The organism is Bradyrhizobium sp. MI1.10, assembly GCF_055811035.1.
Genome location: NZ_JBVVPN010000021.1, coordinates 63696 through 83132 on the forward strand (window position 1 = coordinate 63696; position 19437 = coordinate 83132).

At 64.5% G+C, this 19437-nt stretch carries 14 protein-coding genes; 7 read left to right on the forward strand and 7 right to left on the reverse strand.

Going from position 1 to position 19437, the window contains the following annotated elements:
* Positions 1 to 91: 91 nt before the first annotated feature.
* From AC0L3K_RS22520 to AC0L3K_RS22535, 4 genes are all read right to left on the reverse strand, one after another.
* Positions 92 to 976: a protein-L-isoaspartate O-methyltransferase family protein gene (locus tag AC0L3K_RS22520; RefSeq protein WP_007596998.1), complete on the reverse strand. Its 885-nt coding sequence runs from the start codon at positions 974 to 976 to the stop codon at positions 92 to 94.
* Positions 977 to 1050: 74 nt separating this feature from the next.
* The gene (locus AC0L3K_RS22525; RefSeq protein ID WP_473366924.1) at positions 1051 to 2196 is read right to left on the reverse strand and encodes a GNAT family N-acetyltransferase; all 1146 of its coding nucleotides are present in this window, start codon (positions 2194 to 2196) and stop codon (positions 1051 to 1053) included.
* Positions 2197 to 2211: 15 nt separating this feature from the next.
* Complete coding sequence (locus AC0L3K_RS22530) at positions 2212 to 3660, reverse strand: O-antigen ligase family protein (protein ID WP_473366925.1); 1449 nt, start codon at positions 3658 to 3660, stop codon at positions 2212 to 2214.
* 40 nt (positions 3661 to 3700) lie between these two features.
* On the reverse strand, positions 3701 to 4768 hold the full coding sequence (locus AC0L3K_RS22535; protein ID WP_473366926.1) for a glycosyltransferase: 1068 nt from the start codon (positions 4766 to 4768) through the stop codon (positions 3701 to 3703).
* A 248-nt stretch (positions 4769 to 5016) separates the two neighbouring features.
* On the opposite strand from AC0L3K_RS22535, the gene AC0L3K_RS22540 reads away from it, so the two are divergent.
* On the forward strand, positions 5017 to 6003 hold the full coding sequence (locus AC0L3K_RS22540) for a glycosyltransferase (RefSeq protein WP_473366927.1): 987 nt from the start codon (positions 5017 to 5019) through the stop codon (positions 6001 to 6003).
* A 15-nt stretch (positions 6004 to 6018) separates the two neighbouring features.
* On the opposite strand, the gene AC0L3K_RS22545 is transcribed toward AC0L3K_RS22540, so the two are convergent.
* On the reverse strand, positions 6019 to 7047 hold the full coding sequence (locus tag AC0L3K_RS22545; protein WP_473366928.1) for a glycosyltransferase family 2 protein: 1029 nt from the start codon (positions 7045 to 7047) through the stop codon (positions 6019 to 6021).
* Between the two features lie 392 nt (positions 7048 to 7439).
* Here AC0L3K_RS22545 and AC0L3K_RS22550 point away from each other — a divergent pair, with 392 nt between their 5' ends.
* From AC0L3K_RS22550 to AC0L3K_RS22565, 4 genes are all read left to right on the forward strand, one after another.
* Positions 7440 to 8240: a class I SAM-dependent methyltransferase gene (locus AC0L3K_RS22550; protein ID WP_473253578.1), complete on the forward strand. Its 801-nt coding sequence runs from the start codon at positions 7440 to 7442 to the stop codon at positions 8238 to 8240.
* A 291-nt stretch (positions 8241 to 8531) separates the two neighbouring features.
* Positions 8532 to 10907 carry an exopolysaccharide transport family protein gene (locus tag AC0L3K_RS22555; RefSeq protein ID WP_354128667.1) on the forward strand — a complete coding sequence of 792 codons (2376 nt, stop codon included), beginning with the start codon at positions 8532 to 8534 and terminating at the stop codon, positions 10905 to 10907.
* On the forward strand, positions 10900 to 11706 hold the full coding sequence (locus AC0L3K_RS22560; RefSeq protein WP_473366929.1) for a WecB/TagA/CpsF family glycosyltransferase: 807 nt from the start codon (positions 10900 to 10902) through the stop codon (positions 11704 to 11706). Before AC0L3K_RS22555 ends, AC0L3K_RS22560 begins: the two co-directional genes overlap by 8 nt.
* A gap of 282 nt (positions 11707 to 11988) precedes the next feature.
* Positions 11989 to 12330 carry a hypothetical protein gene (locus tag AC0L3K_RS22565; RefSeq protein ID WP_219680722.1) on the forward strand — a complete coding sequence of 114 codons (342 nt, stop codon included), beginning with the start codon at positions 11989 to 11991 and terminating at the stop codon, positions 12328 to 12330.
* Here AC0L3K_RS22565 and AC0L3K_RS22570 read toward each other — a convergent pair.
* Both AC0L3K_RS22570 and AC0L3K_RS22575 read right to left on the reverse strand, forming a co-directional pair.
* The gene (locus AC0L3K_RS22570) at positions 12304 to 16419 is read right to left on the reverse strand and encodes a GAF domain-containing protein (RefSeq protein ID WP_473366930.1); all 4116 of its coding nucleotides are present in this window, start codon (positions 16417 to 16419) and stop codon (positions 12304 to 12306) included. The two genes, AC0L3K_RS22565 and AC0L3K_RS22570, sit on opposite strands and share 27 nt — an antisense overlap.
* Positions 16420 to 16625: 206 nt before the next feature.
* Entirely contained in the window at positions 16626 to 17129 is a 504-nt protein-coding gene (locus AC0L3K_RS22575) for a hypothetical protein (RefSeq protein ID WP_219680717.1), read from the reverse strand.
* On the opposite strand from AC0L3K_RS22575, the gene AC0L3K_RS22580 reads away from it, so the two are divergent.
* A complete protein-coding gene (locus AC0L3K_RS22580) occupies positions 17128 to 18495 on the forward strand; it encodes an LLM class flavin-dependent oxidoreductase (RefSeq protein ID WP_473366931.1) in 1368 nt (455 codons plus the stop codon). The two genes, AC0L3K_RS22575 and AC0L3K_RS22580, sit on opposite strands and share 2 nt — an antisense overlap.
* A 15-nt stretch (positions 18496 to 18510) precedes the next feature.
* Positions 18511 to 19296: a fumarylacetoacetate hydrolase family protein gene (locus AC0L3K_RS22585; protein WP_007597011.1), complete on the forward strand. Its 786-nt coding sequence runs from the start codon at positions 18511 to 18513 to the stop codon at positions 19294 to 19296.
* The last annotated feature ends 141 nt before the right edge of the window (positions 19297 to 19437 follow it).

Genomic DNA, 19437 nt, shown 5'->3' on the forward strand with positions numbered 1-19437 from the left:
CAGGCGCTGGCGCGGCGATGGTATTGCCGAAGCCTGTTCCGCGCCTCGCGCGGCCGCTTTCATTGTGCCGGCTGCACGAAGGCGTGACCGGCTAGGCCTGCGTGATGTCCGCGTTGGGCTTGATGGGCGCAGTCGCGACAGGCGCCGGTGCCGTCGAGAGCCACCAGCCGTCACCGCCGAACCAGCACGTCTCGTCGGGAGCGCCCTCTCTCCGCAACGACTGCACGCCCTCCCATCCCCTTGCGAAAGCCTCCGCCAGTCGCCGGGCAGCATCCGCATCCTGCAATCCCGCGCAGCCGATGAATTGGGCACGCCCGAGGAATTTGGCGGGCCAGGCTGCACCCTCGTCCGGGCGCGTGATCATCAGCATGCCGCCGAGCATGCCTTCAGGCGCGAGCGGAAACACCAGCCGCCCACCGGGCAGCAAGGCATCGAGCCATTCGGCAGCCGGCTGCGCCGCACCCGCGCAGACATAGATCACGTCGGCTCTGGGCAGATCGGACGCGATGCCCGAACGATCCCACACATCCACATGGTCGATGTCCTTCAGATTCTCGCGCGCGAGCCCTGCCAGACGTTCGTCGATCTCGTAGGCATGGACGCGGCCGCCGGGGCCGACGAGATGCGCGAGGATCGCCGTGTAGTAGCCGCTCCCCGCGCCGATCTGGATCACGATCTCGCCTTGCTTCACCGCGCAACCGCTGAGCCAATAGGCGTGCGCGCCGGGCATCCCGATATTGAGACCCCGCGCGCTGTCGAGCGCGAGCAGCGTGTTCTGGTAGAGGAAGGCGGGATCATCGTCGGGCGTCACGACATAGGGGTGTCCGCCAACCGAGATCGACCACGGCCCGGGTCCGGCGAACGGCTCGCGCCTGACGGTGCGATAGGCTTCCTCGATACGGGGGTCCGCGGCCCTCGCCGCGGCGCAGATCAACTGCGCATAGAATGCGCGATATTTTGCCGAACGATCTTTCATGTCGCCTCCGGGAAACAGGCGACGATAACACAACGATTGCGATAATCGCGTGACCCTGCAATCCAGGCAGCGCGTCAGCGCGTCCCCTTGCCCATCGCCTGCGCCGCAAAGGCGGCGAGCCTGGGGTGACGGCGCAGGCCCTGCGCGACATGGTCACGCCACGCGAAGAGCATGCCGCGCCAGGACAGCGCGACGCTGACATCGGTCAGCGGCACCGGCTCGGCGCCGAAGCGGCGCTTGTAGTCCTGGTTGCCGATGCTGAGGTCGAAACGGCGCACGCCGTCGGCATGCAGCGCCGCCATGGTGCGCTCGGTCACGAGCAGCCCCGGCGAGCAGTTCGACCAGGAATCGCCGGCGTGGCTGATGCGCAGCAGGAAATAGGTCGCACCAGACCTGACGCCGAGCGTGGTGGCAACGACGGCCTCGTCGCAGACCAGCGCCGAAATGACGGCGTAACCGTCCGCAGCACCCTGGCGGGCGACCTCGCGATAGAACTGCGCATGGGTTTCGTCGTTGAGGACGAAGCGCGAGCCGAGCTTTCGCATGCGCGCCTGCTGCTGGGCATCCATCACGTCCAGCAGCTCGCGCGCACGCGCGACATCGGTGGCGATCTCGAATCGCGCCCCGGCGTGACGTTTGAAGACGCGCCAGCAGCGTGGCATCTGCATGCGCTTGATCGAGGCCCGGTAATCTTCATAATCGTCGCCGGTCAGCACGAGGTTGCCGTTGAGCGAGCAGGATCCGATCCGGCCGAGCGACACCAGCGGGTTCGGCCTGCCGCCGATCTGGGCCGGCATCTTCTTCAGGCGCAGCAGATCGAAGCGGTCCGGCAATGCGCGCAATGCGTCGATCAACGCCTTGCCGATCGCATCCGCCGCCGCCGCGTCCAGCGCGGCATCGAGCGCCAGAATCGGCGCGTTGTTGTCGGAGACGCCGAGATCGGCGAATTCGACGATGCGGATGCCGCGCCTGAGATGGCTGATCATCGGCACCATTGCGATGTCCTTGCCGGTCGTGGCATCGGAGATCAATGCAATCAGCGGCGAGAGATCGTGGAACGCCTCGTACCAGGCGCTAAGCCAATAGCCATGCTGGAATGCAGTGCGATGGCCAGCGTTCAGGCGCGATGCGGCCTGCTTCCAGTCACGCACGAAATCGACCGCGATTCCCGACGTGCTGGACACAAGACCATCTGGTTGCTCGACGCTGAGGATCGTCATCCGCGGGACATACGATTACTGGGTGTTTCCAGATAGATTATGTTTTGTCGCGGCCACAAGTGACCTCTGCTTATCGTTAAGCCGATGCCACTGCGGCAGCACCGGCTGCGACAAGTCGTCCGGTTCCGTTTCCGCGACGCATTGGAACCTGGCCAGGAAGTGCAGGCCGGCCACGGCAACGGCGAACATGAACCAGATCGGATTCTGCCGGTCCAGCAGGAAGGTCTCGGTGGCCCCGTAGTACAGGCCGAACAGCCACACGGTCAGGAACAGCTTTGCCAACGCACCGCTGCGGTTGTGAGTTCGGGCCGTCTGGAAATTGCCGAGCGGCGCGAGCACGAAGACGAGGATCACCAGCAACAACCCCGGAAGGCCGATGGTGACCGCGAGGTCGAGATAGCTGTTGTGGCTGTGCGCGGCGCTCGTTGCCCATTCGGCGCCCTGGACGGTCTGCCGTGCCGTCACGTCGTCCCAGAACGCGGCGTAGCCGTGACCAATGGTCGGCTTCTCGGCGACGGCTGCGAGCGCGAACTCCCAGATGGCAGAACGGCCGGTGAAGGTGGGATCGAGCGGAAGCAGCCGCGTCATCGCCCCGAGCGCCGGGCTCAGGACGCTGCCGACTGTCAGCAGGTTCATCACGATCAGCGGCACGAAGCAGATCATCCGCCTCAGCCACAGGCTCGGCGTGACGCAGACCAGCGAGGCGAGCGCGTAGATCGCAAGACACAGCACCGACGACGTCTTGCCGCCGGTGAAGATCAGGAAGATTCCGGCCAGCGCGGCGATGGCCGGCCCCATCACGAAGGAGCCGACGGCGGACAGATAAATGCCGACATAGATCAGGATGGTCATCACCGGCGAAGCGATGTTCTTGTGACCAAAGCTGCCGCGCCAGTCGCCGGCCAACTGCGGCTCGGTGACGTCGAGTGCGGTGTGCATCGAGTATTGCGGCGCCAGGAAGACGCCGAGATAGCAGAGGGTAAGCAATACGAGCGCGGCGCCGCCGAGACACAGGTTGAAGCTGCGCTGCGTCGGCGGCAGCAACGGCAAAAGCACCGCGAGCGACATCACGCTGGCTGCGAGCACGAAGCGCTGCATCGAGACTCCGCGATTCTCGGAGAAGACGATGTTGATCAACAGCCATCCGACCAGGCAGAGATGCAGCGGCGTCACCAGCGTCTTCAGCGCGGGCGCATCCGTTGCGGCGACCAACAGTACCGCGACCGCCGCCAGCAAGCCCCAGGAGACATAAGTGAGCGCCATCCGTCCGCCGACGACGGTGGTGACATCCTCGTTGCGCAGGTCAGGAAACGGATCGAGCGTCACCAGCACCAGGAGCAGGGCTGCGACTGCGACGAGGCAGCGCGCCGCCCGCACGGCGTCGATCCCCGCAAGCCCATCGCGCAGGACGCCGCCGAACGATCGGGCCTCGACGTCGGTCATATCAGTGGCGCTGCGATCCATGGCTCGAGAGTAGTGGTGAAGCCGGGGGAAGCTCCAAGAGTTAGCCGATCCCTGTTAAGCATTCGTCAACCAGTCCAACGGGGCTCTGCGGCACCGCCTGCGGCCGCACGATGCTCCGCGCGATTTCGTAATATTGAAGCGCGCGCTGTTCCAGCGTGAGGTTGTCGAGCACGAAGCCGCGCGGATCGAACGTATCGGCGGCGCACCCGGCCCAGAAATCATCCCAGCCCGCCTCGAACCCGGCGATGTCGACGAACTTGGCGCCGCAACGATCGTCCCAGTACGGCACCGACGAGACCGGGGCGAACTGGACGCGATGCGGATAATAATCGGGGTCCCGCCAGGGGCCGCCGGGATCCCAGGCGAGCACCGGGACGCCGCAAGACAATGCCTGCTGATAGGCGATGCCCTGGCTCTCGTTCTGGCAGAGGAAGATCATCGCACGCGATCGCGCGAGCGCGGCCCGATAGTCCTCTTCCTTGTAGCTGCCGTAACGCAGCTCGGTGAACGAGCGGCCTTCCCTCGTGAGCCGGGCGCGGACGGGTTCGATCAGCTCCGCCGCGTAGCGATCGCGGTCCCAATGCACCTTGTCGTAGATCAGGACGTCGACACTCTTTTGCGAGGTCGGCGACGGTGCCCAGAGATCCGTGTCGATGCCGATCGGCCAAGCCTCCGTGTCGGGCCAATGCGGCCGATACATGTCGGCGTACCACGGGCCGGGCACCACGACCTTCTTGACCGGCAGGCGCTTGAACAGGTCGGGATCGTCGAGCGGATGATTGTGGGCGGCAACGCCGAGCAGGATCGGATTTTTCCAGGCGAATTTGTCGAGCAGGAAGGTGCGGCCGATGATGCAGGCGAGTTCGCCCGGATGCCGCGCGATGTAGCCATAGTCGTTGACGCGATAGCGGATACCGAGCCGATCGAGCCCCGCACAGAGATTGAGGAACACGCGGAGCTGCCCGCTCATGCGCGGCTCGCCGAGCAGCATGCGACGCGCCACGCGCCGCAGATGCCGATCGCCGGGAAACCAGCGATCGTCCTTGTCCTCGTAGAACAGGTTGAGGACCATGTCGTCGGGATCGTAGTCGAATGTCTTTGCGGGCACTGGGTCCATCCGCGGCAGCCAGGTTGCCCATTCTCGCATGGGACCGGCTGTCGCACTCTTCCAAATTTGCCACAGGCTTAATGCCGGCGGCTTAACGCTAATTGACGAAACCAACGCTGCGGCAGCCTTCGTGGCGACGCTTTTTTCCCCAATGCGAGTATCATTCGCGACGGCCAAGGTTCCGATCGATCGCGTTGCCAACTCGCAGATGCGCCCTGGTTAACAGACGGTTAAAGGCGAGTCGTATCTTGATCACCGCGGAAGAAATTCTCGAATTGCCGGCGACATCGCGCGTCGTTCCGGCGGCACGCGTCCCGCTGCAGGTCGGCTCAACGACGTCGGTATCCGTCGTCATTCCGGCCAAGAATGTTGCGGCCTACGTCGGCGAAACCCTCGCCAGCGCACTGGCGCAAGCCGAGGTCACCGAAGTGATCGTCGTGGACGACGGCTCGACCGACAGCACCACCGCGATCGTCCGTGCCATTCGTGACCCGCGACTGCGCCTGATGACCAACGGCGCCGCTGGCGTATCGGCAGCGCGCAATCTCGGCGCACAACATGCGAGCAGCCAATGGCTGCTCTTCCTCGATGCCGACGATCGCCTGCGGCCCGGCGCGGTCGCGACCCTGCTGGCCACTGCGCGTGCCGCGCCGCGAGCGGTTCTTGTCTACGGCGACTACAACACGATCGACAGCGAGGGACGGCAGATCGGCCGCCGGGATCTGCTGAAAGGACGCCGCAAACCGTCCGGCGACGTGCTGGCGCGGCTCGCGGCCGGAAACTTCATCGTCAATGGCGGCATTGCGCTGGCACGTGCAGAGGCCTTCCGCGCTATCGGCGGCTTCGACGTCTCGCTCAGATATTGCGAAGACTGGCACTGCTGGTGCCGCCTTGCCGCGATCGGCGAATTCGAATTTGCGCCAAACCTTCTGCTCGACTACCGCCTGCACACGGCCAACACCATGAACGCGGCGGTGCGGACGCCACAGGATTTCTTTCCGGCGATCGCACGAATATTCGACGACGGGTTGATCATGGCGCGACTGCCCGCGGGCATGGCAGCCGGGCTGCGCCAGGCCGCCGAGGTTCATCTCGTCACGTATTCGGCGATGCAAGCGGTCCGCTTCGGCAGATATCGCCAGGCCTTCGCCTATCTCGGGATGGTCGGGCGCCGCTCGCTCAAATCGCTGCCGCGTTCCGCGGTTAGGGTCGCCCTCGCCTGCTTCGGTATTTAGACCGCGACCTCGGCGTCAGGACGCGATCTTCGAGGCCTTATAGGGTTTCGGCTCGATGCCGAACGCGGCGAGCGCCGAGCCGAGCGCGACCATCACGGGATGCATCGCGACGAAGGCTTTCGACGATTTCAGCAGAGCGGCCGCGCGCACCAGCGACAACGGCAACCTCCCGAGCATCTGCGCAAACACCCACACTCGCGCCGCGGCGCCCTGCGCGGCCTTGGACTGCACACGATAATTGATCGCGCCGATGCGCAGGCCTCGCTTCACGATCCAGCCGAAACTGGTGCGGCTTTGCGGCACCGTCTCGGTGATGACTGCCTCCGCCGTCCAGTGGAACGTCATGCCGGCATTGCGGCAGCGCACGAAGAAATCGCAGTCGCCGCCCCCGAGGAAGTTGAAGCGCGGGTCGAAGGCCGGACGGGCGAACCTCTCGAACGCCGCACGCGTGATCAGGCAATTGCCGCAGCCGTAGATCACGGGCACAGCGCCGCTGTAATCATAGGCGGGGCAGAAAACGGGGTGGCGCGAAAGCCAGGGCATGCTGCGATCCTCGAAGACCGGCAGCACCGGCCCGCCGACCAGATCGGCGCCGGTCGCCTCCGCGGTGCGAACCATCAGCTCGAGCCAATCGGGCGAGGCGATCTCGTCGTCGTCGATCATCAGGAACCGGATCGCGGCGGGAAACAGCGCCAGCGCCGTCTCGAACGCGGCGTTGATCGCCTGGACGTTGCCTTGCCGTTTCTCAACCAGGCAGACACCCTGGAGCCTGCCATCGGCGAGATATTCCGCGGCCACCGGCGCGCTTTCACGCCGGACCGTATCGTTCTCGACCATGACGACGGCGAAGGAGCGCGGGGTGCGCTGACTGACGAGCGAGTCCAGCGTCGACCGCAGATGCTGCGGGCGGCGGAAGCAGGGAATGCAGACGACGATCCCAACCGACAGGTCGATAATCCGGGAGCTGGACGCGATCTCCCGGTCGGGATCGCGCACGGCATCCGAGATACGCGTGGCGGACCGGTCTGTCGGGATCAATGTCATGACGTTCTAGATGTCCGAGATAGATTGAAAAAGCCCTGCTTCGATCCGGGGATCAGCGCCGTCCCGCGACGGCACATCGCCGCGGGACAGGCACGTCCCAAAATGAACGGCCGGTTTGAGCCTCGCGACGGCGCCACGCCGCCGATTTTCCGCCATCCATGCACTTAACTGATTTCGGGTGTTTCTGCTGCGAAGCCTTGCGCGCGTGATACTGCAATTCGCGGTCCACCGTGCCGACGGTGGCTGGCGTGGACGATACCGTAGTTAATGCACATGCTCATTAACCCGATCGTAAGTACCGCGACGGGTGAAGCGTCGCGGTATCGGATTTGCTCTACGGGCACACGAGATTTTTCCTGTAAATTTAAGTCGAACAAGCGCGGTCAGAAAATATGAACAAGCCAGCCACGATCGATTTCGCGACAGCCACGACGGTCCAAATTCCCGCGGCCATTGCACACACTCAGGCGCTGCACGATCTCGTCCCCGGTGAAGCCCGCGACAGCCTGCTCGCCGTCCACGACGTACTGCGCCGCGGACTGCCGCAGGGCCAGCTCGCCACCTACGAAGCCGGAGGCGGCTCGTGCAGCGTCCTGCCACCGGAATTGCTGAGCCGCAGCAAGGTCACCGTCGTCGATATCGACGAGGACCAGGTCCGCAACAACAGCTACGCGGACGAAGCGATCCTCGGCGATGTCCAGACCTACCGCTTCGGGCGCGAGACCTTCGATCTGGTGATCTGCTACAACGTGATCGAACATCTTCCCAACGTCGACGCCGCACTTCTGAATTTCCGAGATGCGCTCAAGCGCGGCGGGATGATCCTGATCGGCGCGCCCAATCCGCGCTCGTTGTCCGGGGTCGTCACCAAATACTCGCCGCACTGGTTCCACGTCTGGTTCTACCGGCACATTCGAGGCATCAAGGATGCCGGCTTGCCGGGCGAGCCGCCGTTCCCGACCTTCTTCCATCCCCTGGTGTCGCTACCGAGGCTCGAAGCGTTCGCCGCCGCCAATGGCCTCGAGATGATCTACCGCCGTGAGGTCGAGAGCCCGCGCTATCCCGAGATGCGCCGGCGCAAGCCGCTGTTCGCAGCCCTGGTCGACGCCGGCGCCGCCGTGCTCAACGCCATGCTCCCGCGCGGGACCGACGTCCGCCGCGGCGATTATCACGTCATCCTGCGGAAAAGCTGACGGCCATGGTGCGCGCGCAGCCGATCGCAAGACCAGCGAAGCCTCGCGGCCACGATGCACGCGGTAACGAACCGTTAATCTCTGAAGGACCGCGCCATCGCATGCGTCACGGCGACGCGTCGAAGAGTGGCATGCGCTTAAACGCTTTGTTTGCCATTTCGGTGAATAGTCCCTCAATGAGTATGGTTAATTTTCCCTGTTGCGTTGAGTGGGCACCTATATCTGAGGTGCGTGGCGTAGAGCGAAGAGTACCCCCTCAGCTCGCGGCACTTGGAATGAAAGCTGGGGATCATGCTTGACTATAACCAGCCGATAGATCGGGCCGGACCGGAGGCCCCGCAGCAGCGGCCTCGGGTTGGCTTCAACGTGCTGGAGCTGGTCAATCTGCTCTGGCGGCGGAAGGTCGCGATTGCCGTTGCCGCGCTGCTCGGTGCAACGGCGGCCGTCACCGTGGGCAAGAGCCTGACGCCCCGCTACACCGCCACCGCCCAACTCTATGTCGACCCGCGCGAGCTTCAGCTCGTCGATCGCGAGCTAACGCCTCGCGCGCAGGACGTCTCCGGCATGTCGATGGTGGTCGAGAGCCAGGCGCGCCTGATCACCTCCAACAGCGTGCTGCTCCAGGTGATCCAGCAGGCTGATCTGGACAAGGATCCCGAATTCGGCGGCGGCGCCGACGGCAAAGGCGTGATGTCCTCGCTGCTCGGTCTGATCGGCCTTCAGCCCCGCGCGCCCTCCGCCACGGAGAAGAGGGAAGTGCAGCTCGCCGCCCTCGAGGCGCTGAACCGGCACATCACGATCCGCAAGACCGAGAAGAGCTTCATCGTCGACATCGAGGTCTGGTCGACCGATCCGGCGAAAGCGGCGATGCTCGCCAACACGCTGACCAGTGCCTACCTCGCGGAATCCCGCAACTCGCAGGCGTCAGCCGCGCGGCGCGCCACCAACGATCTCTCCGGCCGCTTGAAGGAGTTGCGCGAGCGGCTGCGCAACGCCGAGACCGTGCTTGCGACCTACAAGGCCCAGAACAATTTCGTCGGTACCCAGGATGCGCTGATCAGCGACCAGCAGCTTTCCGCCAGCAACCAGCGGCTTTCCGCCGCCCGCGCCGCGACCATGGACGCGCAGGCGCGCCTCGATCAGATTGAGGCGAGCCGGCGCACCACGGCAGATGCGGGCGCGAACTCCGAAGCGCTGCAATCGCCGACCATCGCGAACCTGCGCGCGCAATATGCCGACGCGCGCAAGAAATATGCGGAGCAGGCCGGCGAGCTCGGCCCACGTCATCCGGCGCTGCGCCAGACCGAGAAGCAGGTCGAAGATCTCAAGCGCACCATCAACGAAGAGATCGACCGCTTCGCGCAGTCCGCCAAGAACGATTTGACGCGTGCCCGCGACTTTGAAGCCTCGCTCAGCCGGGCGCTGGAGGCACAGAAGCGGCAGAGCGTCCAGCTCAGCCAGGCCGCCGTGCGCTTGCGCGAGCTCGAGCGCGAAGCCGATGCCAGCCGTGACGTCTATCAATCCTTCCTCAAGCGTTCGCGCGAGACCGAGGAGCAGGAGACGCTGAACACCTCGGCGGCCCGAATCATCGGCGAAGCGACGGTGCCGCAGCGGCGCTCGTTCCCGCCGGCGATGAGCCTGTTCGCCATGATCGGCTTCATCTTCGGCGCGATCGCTGCATCGAGCTGGTTCGTCGCGGCCGAACTGCTGTTCGCCGGCGCATTCGCGCCGGCGCCGGCGCCGGCCCGGCCCAATCGCACTCCGTTGCCGCAAGCTCCGCGAGCTTCAGAGCCTTCGCGAACGGCGGAGACCGCCCGGCCCCACCCGGCCTCGCGAGCCCCGGAAATCGCGCAGGCACTGCCGGAACTCACAGCCCCGCCGCTGCAACCTTCGATGGTCGAGAAGCCCCTGATCGAAAAGCCGCTGATCGCGCGCCTCCAGGAGGCCGACGTCATCCACACGCTCGGTGCCATTCTCGCCACCGGCGGCGGCATCGACCTCACCCGGCTGGGCTGGCCGACGCTGCGCCCCGGCTTTCCCCTGACGACGCTGCTCAACGCCTGGCGCGACATGCGCGCTACGGCGGCCCGGCGCGCCGGCGGAAAGACAATGCCTGTTATCGCGCTCGTCGGTGCCAGTGAGACCACCGGGCGCAGCGTGACCGCGCTGAATTTCGCGCTCGCGGCCGCGCGCGACGGCGCTCGGGTACTGATGATCGATGCCGACCACCAGGCCCACTCGCTCTCGAACAAGGTCAACCGTCCCGGCAAGAGTGAGCCGAGCAAGGTTGGATGGCTTTCGATCGGCAGCAAGGCCGCGCGCGAGATCAAGACACTCAACGGCATCTCGGTATTGCCGGCCGCCGAACGCGACGCAGGCAAGGCCACTGACGCCATCCGCAAGGCCATCGAGCAGGCGCGCTCCGCCGGCGGTTATGACCTCGTGATCCTCGACGGTCCCGCGGCGCCACTCACGACCGGCAGCCGCAAGCTGCTCGATGATGCCGACGCGCTGGTGGCGGTGCTGCCGACCAGCCTCGACATCAACGACGGCCTCGAAGAGATATTGAGCACGCTCGGCCGCGCCGAGCGCAAGCTCGTCGGCGTCGTGCTCGACGAACTCACCCCTATGGCCCAAGCTCGCCAACGAGGCAGACAATATGCTTGAGCGCCGCATCAATCTCGATGGCCGGACCGCAACTGCCGACGTGCCGCGGATCACCATCGGCGGCCTTCGCATGGCCGCACTCGACCTGGAAGCGACCGCGGATTTCATGATCGAGGCGACCGATCCGCGCCATCGCATCGGCCGTCCGCTGCACCTGACCTCGGCCAACGGCGAGGTGCTGGCGCGGTGCTCGACCGAACCGGAGACCGAGCGCCTGTTCCGCGGCGCCGACCTCATCAACGCCGATGGCCAGCCGCTGGTGGCGGCGTCGAGGCTGCAATCCTGGTTTCCGCTGCCCGAGCGCGTCGCCACGACGGATCTGTTTCACCTCGTCGCGCGCAAGGCCGAAGCGGTCGGCCGCACCTTCTACATGTTCGGCGCGAGCGAGGACGAGAACGCCGCTGCGGTCGAGAACGTCCGGAAGATGTATCCAAACCTCAAGATCGTCGGCTACAGCCACGGCTATCTCCGTGGCGATGCACTGCGCGCGAAGGTCGACGAGATCAACGCGCTAGCACCGGATTATCTCTGGGTTGCGCTGGGCGTGCCAAACGAGCAGGCTTTCGTCGAGGAATTCACGCCGCATCTCACCAATGTCGGCGTCATCAAGACATCCGGCGGCCTGTTCAACTTCTTGTCGGGAAGCCGCGCCCGCGCGCCGCGATGGATGCAGAAGATCGGCCTGGAATGGGCCTGGCGCACCTTGCTCGAGCCCCGCCGCCTGTTCTGGCGTTATTTGACCACCAATCCTCGCGCGATCTATCTGCTGTTCAGCCGCAATCGGCCCCTTAATCGCTGAGTAGAACGACATGACCGCCGCCGGTTATCAGCCCCGCCTGCGCTGTTTCAACGCCGGCGGCGCCGGTATTGCGCCTTGCGGGTCGGGCTCATAAGCGGCTAAAGAGACTGTCACAGTCGGCGCCGGCAACTTTCGCGGCCGCCGCATGTTTTTGTATGGCCGCCGACACAAGCGGCACAATCGGCTCAGCCAATAGCGCGAGCCAGCTTTTCACAGCGAAGGCCACGATCGAGTCCGCGCATCGGCCTGCTTTCAGGCGCGACCCAAGGGAGCACGGAACGAATGCATCAGGCCGCAAGCCTGCAATTCGAGCGCATGATGGACGAGCTCATCCTCTGGCATGCCGTGCCGGAGGACGAACGATCGCCGGCGCCGGCCTGGTGGTGGGGTCCGGCGATGGCGGTATTCGACACGCACGAGCCGATGCGACAGGCCTGGTGTCGTGAGCTCGGCCTTAACGACGGATCGAGCTTTGCCGAAGGAGCGCATATCCTTATCGCGCTCTTCGCCGAACAAACCTCGCTTCCGTGGCCGGATGATTTTCCACGCAAGGCGGAGATCAGGGAAGAGGACGTCCGCGAGCTCCACCCGCAGCCATCAGACGACAGCGCTTTTCAACCGTAGCGCCGCGGCCGCGGTGGCGGCATGGTCCGGCTCCGGCTGGAGCGGCGGCGCGACAGACGGCTCCGTCGGCCGCAGCAGCTCGGCCATCTGCCGCGCCGGCACCGGCTTGGAGATCAGGAAGCCCTGCATCTCGTCGCAGCCATGAGCGCGCAGGAACGCCTCCTGTTCAGCGTTCTCGACGCCTTCCGCCACCACGGTCATACCGAGCGCCTTGCCCATGCTGATGATGGCCTGCGCGATCGCCTGATCCTCCGCATCCTGCGGCAGGTCGCGCACGAAGGAGCGGTCGATCTTGATGGTGTCGATCGGAAAATGCTTCATCAGCGACATCGACGAATATCCGGTGCCGAAATCGTCGATCGCCAAGCGAATGCCGCGGCTCTGGATGGCGTCGAGCACCTTGATCGCACGTCCGACATTGCGCATCATCATACTCTCGGTGACTTCGAGCTGGAGCAGCACCGGCGACATGCCGCTTGCGGCGAGCGCTTCGTCGACGTCCTGCAAGAGATGCTCGTCGACGAACTGGCGCGGCGACAGGTTCACCGCCATGGATACCGGCAAGAGGCCGCGCCGCTGCCAGGCCATGGCCTGCGCGCAGGCCTCCTTCATCACCCAGCGGCCGATCGGCACGATCAATCCGGTCTCCTCCGCCAGCGGAATGAACTGCGCCGGCGAGATATTGCCGAGATCGGGATGCGTCCAGCGCAATAGCGCTTCCACGCCGGTGATCTGGCCGGTCACCATGTCCACCTTGGGCTGGTAGTTCAAAGTGAACTGATCCCGCTCCAGCGCCCGGCGCAGCGCGCTCTCCAGCGACAGCCGCTCGATCGACTGCGTGTTCACTTCCTTGGAGAAGAAGCGATAGCCGTTCTTGCCGTCTTCCTTGGCGAGATACATCGCCATGTCGGCATTCTTGGTCAGCGTCAGCGCGTCGGCACCGTTGGCCGGATACATCGCAATGCCGATGGAGGCGGTGGTGTGGCACTCGTGGCCGGCCAGCTCCATTGGCTTCGCGAGCACGCGGAGCAGTTCCGTCGCGATGCGCTGGACGTCGTCGATCTCGCCGCACTGGTCGAGGATAACCACGAACTCGTCGCCTCCGAGGCGCGCCACCACGTCGCTCGCTCGCAGCGCGCTGCGCAACCGGTCGGCGACTTCGAGCAGGAGCAAATCGCCCGCCTCGTGGCCGAGCGAATCGTTGATGACCTTGAACCGGTCGAGATCGATGAACAGCACCGCGAAACGATGGTCATGGCGCTCCGCCGCATCGATTGCCGCGCGCAACACGGCACTGAATGTCTCGCGGTTGGGCAGGTTGGTCAGGCTGTCATAGGAGGCGAGATACTCGATCCGTTCGTCGGCCTTGTTCTTCTCGTCGGCGCGATCGAAATTCTCCATCGCGAAGGAGACGTTTTCGGCGAGACGCTGCAGCAGCTCGACGAACTCGTCGGTAAAGGCGGCAGGCTCCGCCGACAAGTAGATCATGACGCCAACTGCCTGGTCGTGGGCGACCAGCGGGAATGCCGCTCCCGAGCGCGCGCCGTCGCCGCGGACGATGGCGTGGAAGGCGCGGACGCGATCGTCGTTGAGATAATCGTTGCTGATGCAAGGCTGGCGCGTGCGGAATGCCGTGCCGCTCATCCCACGACCTTCCGGGCAATCGGGGTCGATGGAGAGGCGGACGGTGCGCGTGGTGCCGGCCGCGGGTCCGGCGCTGGCGACGATTTCCAGCTGGTCGCTCTCGGCGCTCGCGAGCGCGATGGTGGTGGAGGTGAATTTTGCGCCATTCGAAGCAGCAAGGCAGACGAGGTCGAACAGTTCGGCGCGCGACTTCGCCCGCATGATCGCCTCGTTGGTGGCGCTCAGCGACGCAAACATCCGCGTCAGGCGTTCCTTCTGCGCTTCGGTGCGGGCCTTCTCCTCGGCACGATCGAAATTGTCGAGGGCGAAAGAGACGTTTTCAGCCAGACGTCCGAGCAGCTCGACCAAATCGGGTGTGAACGTATTCTCTTCCGGTGCGAGGAAAAGCAGGATGCCAATCGGCTCCTGGCCGCCCCGCAGCAGCGGGAAGCTGGCAGCAGCCCGGGTTCCATCCTCGATCGCCTTGGAATGCCAGTACACCGATCGCGGATCATTCAGATAATCGTTGATGACACTGGCCCGGCGGGTCCGCAGCGACATCCCTATGATTCCCTGGCCTTCAGGATGGTCGGCGGAAACAAGGCAGGTGCGTCCCACCATTCGTTCCTGCAGGCGTCCCTTCACGGCGACGACCCGGACAAGTTCACGTTTGTCGTCCAAAGTGGCGATTGTCGCGGAGGCGAACACCCCGCCGAGCACGGCGGCCTGGCACGCGACCTCGAACAGCTCCTCGCGCGTCTTGGCGCGCATGATGGCTTCGTTGGTCGCGCTCAGCGCCTCGAACATGCCACTCAGGCGATCGCGCTGCTTGTCGGCCCGCGCTTTTTCGTCGGCTCGATCGAAATTCTCGAGCGCAAAGGCGACGTTGGCCTGGAGCTTACGCAGGAGCTCGACGAACTCGTCCGTGAAAGTGCCGCGCTCGCGCGAGTTAAACAGGAATACGCCTTCGACCTTGTCGCCATTGAACAGCGGCAGCGCGGTTGACGACGCAATGCCGTTGCGACGCGCGCTGGCGTGCCAGGGCTCGAGGCGGGCGTCTGCCAGGATGTCGTTGCTAATGCAAGCCTTCCGGGTCCGGAACGCAGTGCCGGTCAACCCACGTCCCTCCGGCACCTTGTCGCTGACCGGCAATCTGAAGGTTCGTACCTCAGCGGCGTTCGGTCCAAAGGATGCGACAACGCGAAGCAGTCCCGCGTCGCGGTCGAGCAACGCAATCGAGGTCGAGGCGAACTTCGCGCCCTGCGCCGTGGCTTCGCAAACCAGGTCAAACAGTTCGCTGCGGGATCTTGCCCGCAGAATGGCCTCGTTGGTCGCGCTTAGCGCCGCGTACATGCGCGCCAGCCGTTCCTCCTCCAGCGCGATCTGGGCCTTCTCCTTATCGCGGTCAAAGTTCTCGAGCGCGAAGCATACGGTTTCGGTCATGCGCAGCAACAGTGCGACGATGCCTTCGTCTTTTGCCCAGGCTTTGCTCACGAAGAAAAACAGCACGCCGATGCTGGTGCCACGCTTGATCAAGGGAGCAGCCACGCAGGCGACGGCGCCGGCATCGACGTTGGTTTGCTCCCAGGTCGTCCCCTTGGTACGATTGAGGAGGTCGTCCTCGACGATCGCTTTCTGAGTCCGGAACACCTGGCCGGAGATGCCCTTGCCATAGGGACTCTCCGCATCGATCGAGTAGCGCGTGCGTCTGATCAGATCCAGATTTTGTCCGGTCGCTGCCACCGGCGTCAGCCATTCGGAATCCGGCTCGCGCAGCAGAACGAAAGTGGCAAGCGATTTGCCGCTATGCACAGCGGCGTCGCAGACCCGCTGGTATAGATCCTGCTCAGTGCTGGCGTGAAGGATTGCTTCGTTGGTCGCAGTGAGGGCGCCGAACATGCGGTTGAGCCGCCGCACTGCCCGCTCGCCATCCAGGCGCGCTGTCTCGCGCGCGAAATTCTCCAGCGCATGTGAGATATTGCTCGACATCCGCTCGAAGAGCGAGACCATCGCCTCGTCGAGCGTGCCTGCCCCCGAGCGCGTCACATACAACACGCCGATGCTGCGACCGCCACAGATCAGGGGAAGCGCCGCGGCTGCCCCGACACCCGCTCCGGCAGCGCCTTCGCGCCACGCGAGCGAGCGCGGATCGTTCAGATAATCGTTACTGATGCAAATCCCCTGGCTGCGAAAGGCTTCGCCGCCGACGCCCGACCCCTCCGGCGTGCCGGCCTGCGTGGTGATCGTGATCGCACGCAGCCGCGCAACGTCGTCGCCGCAGCCGGCCGCAAATCGGAGCCGCTGGCCATCCGGCTCCGCCAGGAACACGGCGACGGCCATGAAGTCCCCACTCGAAAACCCGGCGTCGCAGACCTTCTGGTACAGCTCGTCCGGCGACTTCGCGTAAAGGATGGCTTCGTTGATGTCGCTCAACGCTGCAAGTGTGCGCGCGAGGGTCGTCTGCACGATCTCAACTCCCCGGCATTTCTGCCAATTTCTCCCGGGTAGCTTATGAGGGCGATGGCCTAAGTGGTGGTTATTGGTTCCCGCAAACCGTCGATCAAAGTGAACGAGCTGCAAACAGCTGTCGCGAACCTGTCAAAATCGCTATACTGAATGCCGGTTTCAGCCACAGACGCGCTCCCTTTACGAATTTGCAGCCCTGTATTGGTTTACGGGAGATTGATATCGCACCGGTGCTTTGAGACGATGGCTTCCAACAGGCACAACCCGCCAAGGGCGAGACCTGAGGAAACGCCATGCCGATCGTCCAGGCCGACCGCCTCACGCGCATCAGCGCCGCGCTGCTTCGTGCCGCCGGAGCTTCCGCGGAAGAGGCCGACGCGATCGCATGCGGCTGCGTCAACGCCAATCTCGCCGGCCACGATTCCCACGGCGTGATCGCTGTTCCCGCTGATGGCGATGCGCGAAGGCATGATCGGGATCGCGACGGCGGATTCCGGCCGCTCGCGGAAGCACGTGGCGCCCTTCGGCGGCAAGGAGGCACGGCTCGGCACCATCCGATCTCGATTGCGGTGCCGTCCGACCTCGATGCGCCGTTCTACCTGGACATGGCGACCTCTGCGGCGCGCGCTGGCGCGCGAGTACAGGCTCGATACGATCCTCGACCTGGCCTGACGGATTTCGGCCTGACGCAATTCGGAGAACAGCAGCATGACGCGGCAGATGGTACTGGTCGGCTTCCTTCAGGCCCAGAACTGCACGAATTTGCCTAGCTCGTGGCGGCATCCGGACTCGCGCGACGATTCGATGTCGGCGGACTATTATCAGGAGATCGCCAAAATCCTCGAAGCCGGCAAGTTCCACATGGCGTTCTTCGACGACCGGTTGGCGATGCCGGACCGCTACGGCAACGATCACGCCCACACCGTCGAATACGGCATCCGCTGCGTGAAGATGGATCCGCTGATCGTGCTGACCACGATGGGCATGGTTACGGAGAAGCTCGGGTTGGGGGCGACCGGCTCGACGACTTATTTCGAACCTTTCGACATCGCCCGCCGCTTCGCAACGCTCGACCTGATGTCCGGCGGACGCGCCGGGTGGAACGTCGTCACCTCGCTCAACGACGGCGAGGCACACAACATGGGGCGCGACTCTCATCCCGAACATGATTCCCGCTACGACAAGGCCGACGAATTCATGGAGGTCGTGCTCGGCCATTGGGACACTTGGGAGGACGGCGCGCTCATCATGGACAAGACGAGCGGCCGCTTCGCCGATCCAGCCAAGGTGAAGCGGCTCGATCACAAGGGCCCATTCTACAAGTCGCGCGGTCCCTTCACCGTGCCGCGCTCGGATCAGGGCCATCCCGTGGTCATCCAGGCCGGCGCGTCCGGACGCGGGCAGCGCTTTGCAGGACGATGGGGCGAAGTAATCTTTACCGCTGCACGTAACCTCTCCGCCGCCAAGGACGGCTATGCGGCGGTGCGTAACGAGGCCGCGAAAGTCGGCCGCGATCCGGAGGCGATGTTCCTCTGCAACCTGACGACGCCGGTTTGCGCCGCGACCAAAGCCGAGGCCGAAGATAAGATGGCGCTGATCAACAAGCTGCCGCTGCAGATCGATGCGCTGTCGCTGCTGGCCGAAGCACTCAACTACGACTTCGCCTCCAAGGATCTCGACGAGCCGCTGACGACTGAGGAGTTGAAGAGCATGCAGGGCATTCTGGGCATCCGGGACGGCGTGCTCAAGAACTCCGGTAAAAGCAATCCGAGCGCGCGCGACTTCGTCACCTTCTCCGGCCGCGGTCAGGTCCAGGATGCGATGGTTGGCGGCCCCAAGGAGATCGCGGACAAGCTCGAAGAAATGTTCGTCGAGCGCGGCTGCGACGGTTTTGTCATCGCCGCGACCTATGTGCCCGGCTCCTATGCCGATTTCGTGCAATATATCGTCCCGGAATTGCAGCGGCGCGGATTGTTCCAGAAGGAATATCGCGGCAAGACGCTGCGGGAAAATCTCGGGCTGAAGCGGCCGGCGGCCGGCGACTGGAAAGTGCAGCCGCGCGATGCCGCGGAATAACAACGGAGACACGGCATGCGCTGGCTGACATTCACGGCCGCGGACAAGACGTCCTGGGGATTCGTCGAGGGTGACCAAGTGATTGCGGTCGACGGCGATCCCTTCGGCGAATGGCAGCGGACCTCGCGCACGCATCCGCTGTCGCAGGTCAGAATCGAGCTTCCGCTGATTCCGCGCACCTTCTACTGCGTCGGCCTGAACTATCTGAAGCACCTGAAGGAGGCCGCCGACAAGCGGGGCGAAGTGCCGGCAGTGCCGGACAGACCAGAGATCGGCTATCGCGCTCAGAATGCGCTGATCGCACATGACGAGGACGTCGTGATCCCGTCCTTTGCGACGGACAAGATCCACTACGAAGGCGAACTCGTCGTCATCATCGGCAAGAAGGTCAAGCATCTCACGAAGCAGAATGCGATGGATTGCGTGTTCGGCTACACCATCGGCAACGACGTCAGCGAACGAAGCTGGCAGAAAGCCGACCGCAGCCTGTGGCGGTCGAAGAACGCCGACACGTTCAAGCCGATGGGCCCGTGGATCGAGACCGAAGTCGACCTCGCCCGTATGGAGACCATCGTTCGCGTCAACGGCGAGGAAACCAACCGCTTCCGCACCAACGACATGATCTTCGGCGTGGTGCCGTTCCTTGTCGAGCTATCCAAATACTTTACGTTATGGCCCGGCGACATGATCTGGATGGGCACCGACGGTGCGTCGCCCGACATCAAGCACGGCGATGTCGTGGAGATCGACATCACCGGCATCGGCACGTTGCGGAATAGATTCGTGCGGGAGGAGCGGTAGCCCACGTTGCACCAACAGTGTCGGGCCCCCGCCCCCCCCGCCCCCCCCGCCCCCGCCCCCCGGTTTTTTTTTTTGATCGGGTGAGGGGTGGCCCGCGACAGTGTTATGGGGGGGTTTTGTGACGGGCCGCGCCGCGGGCAC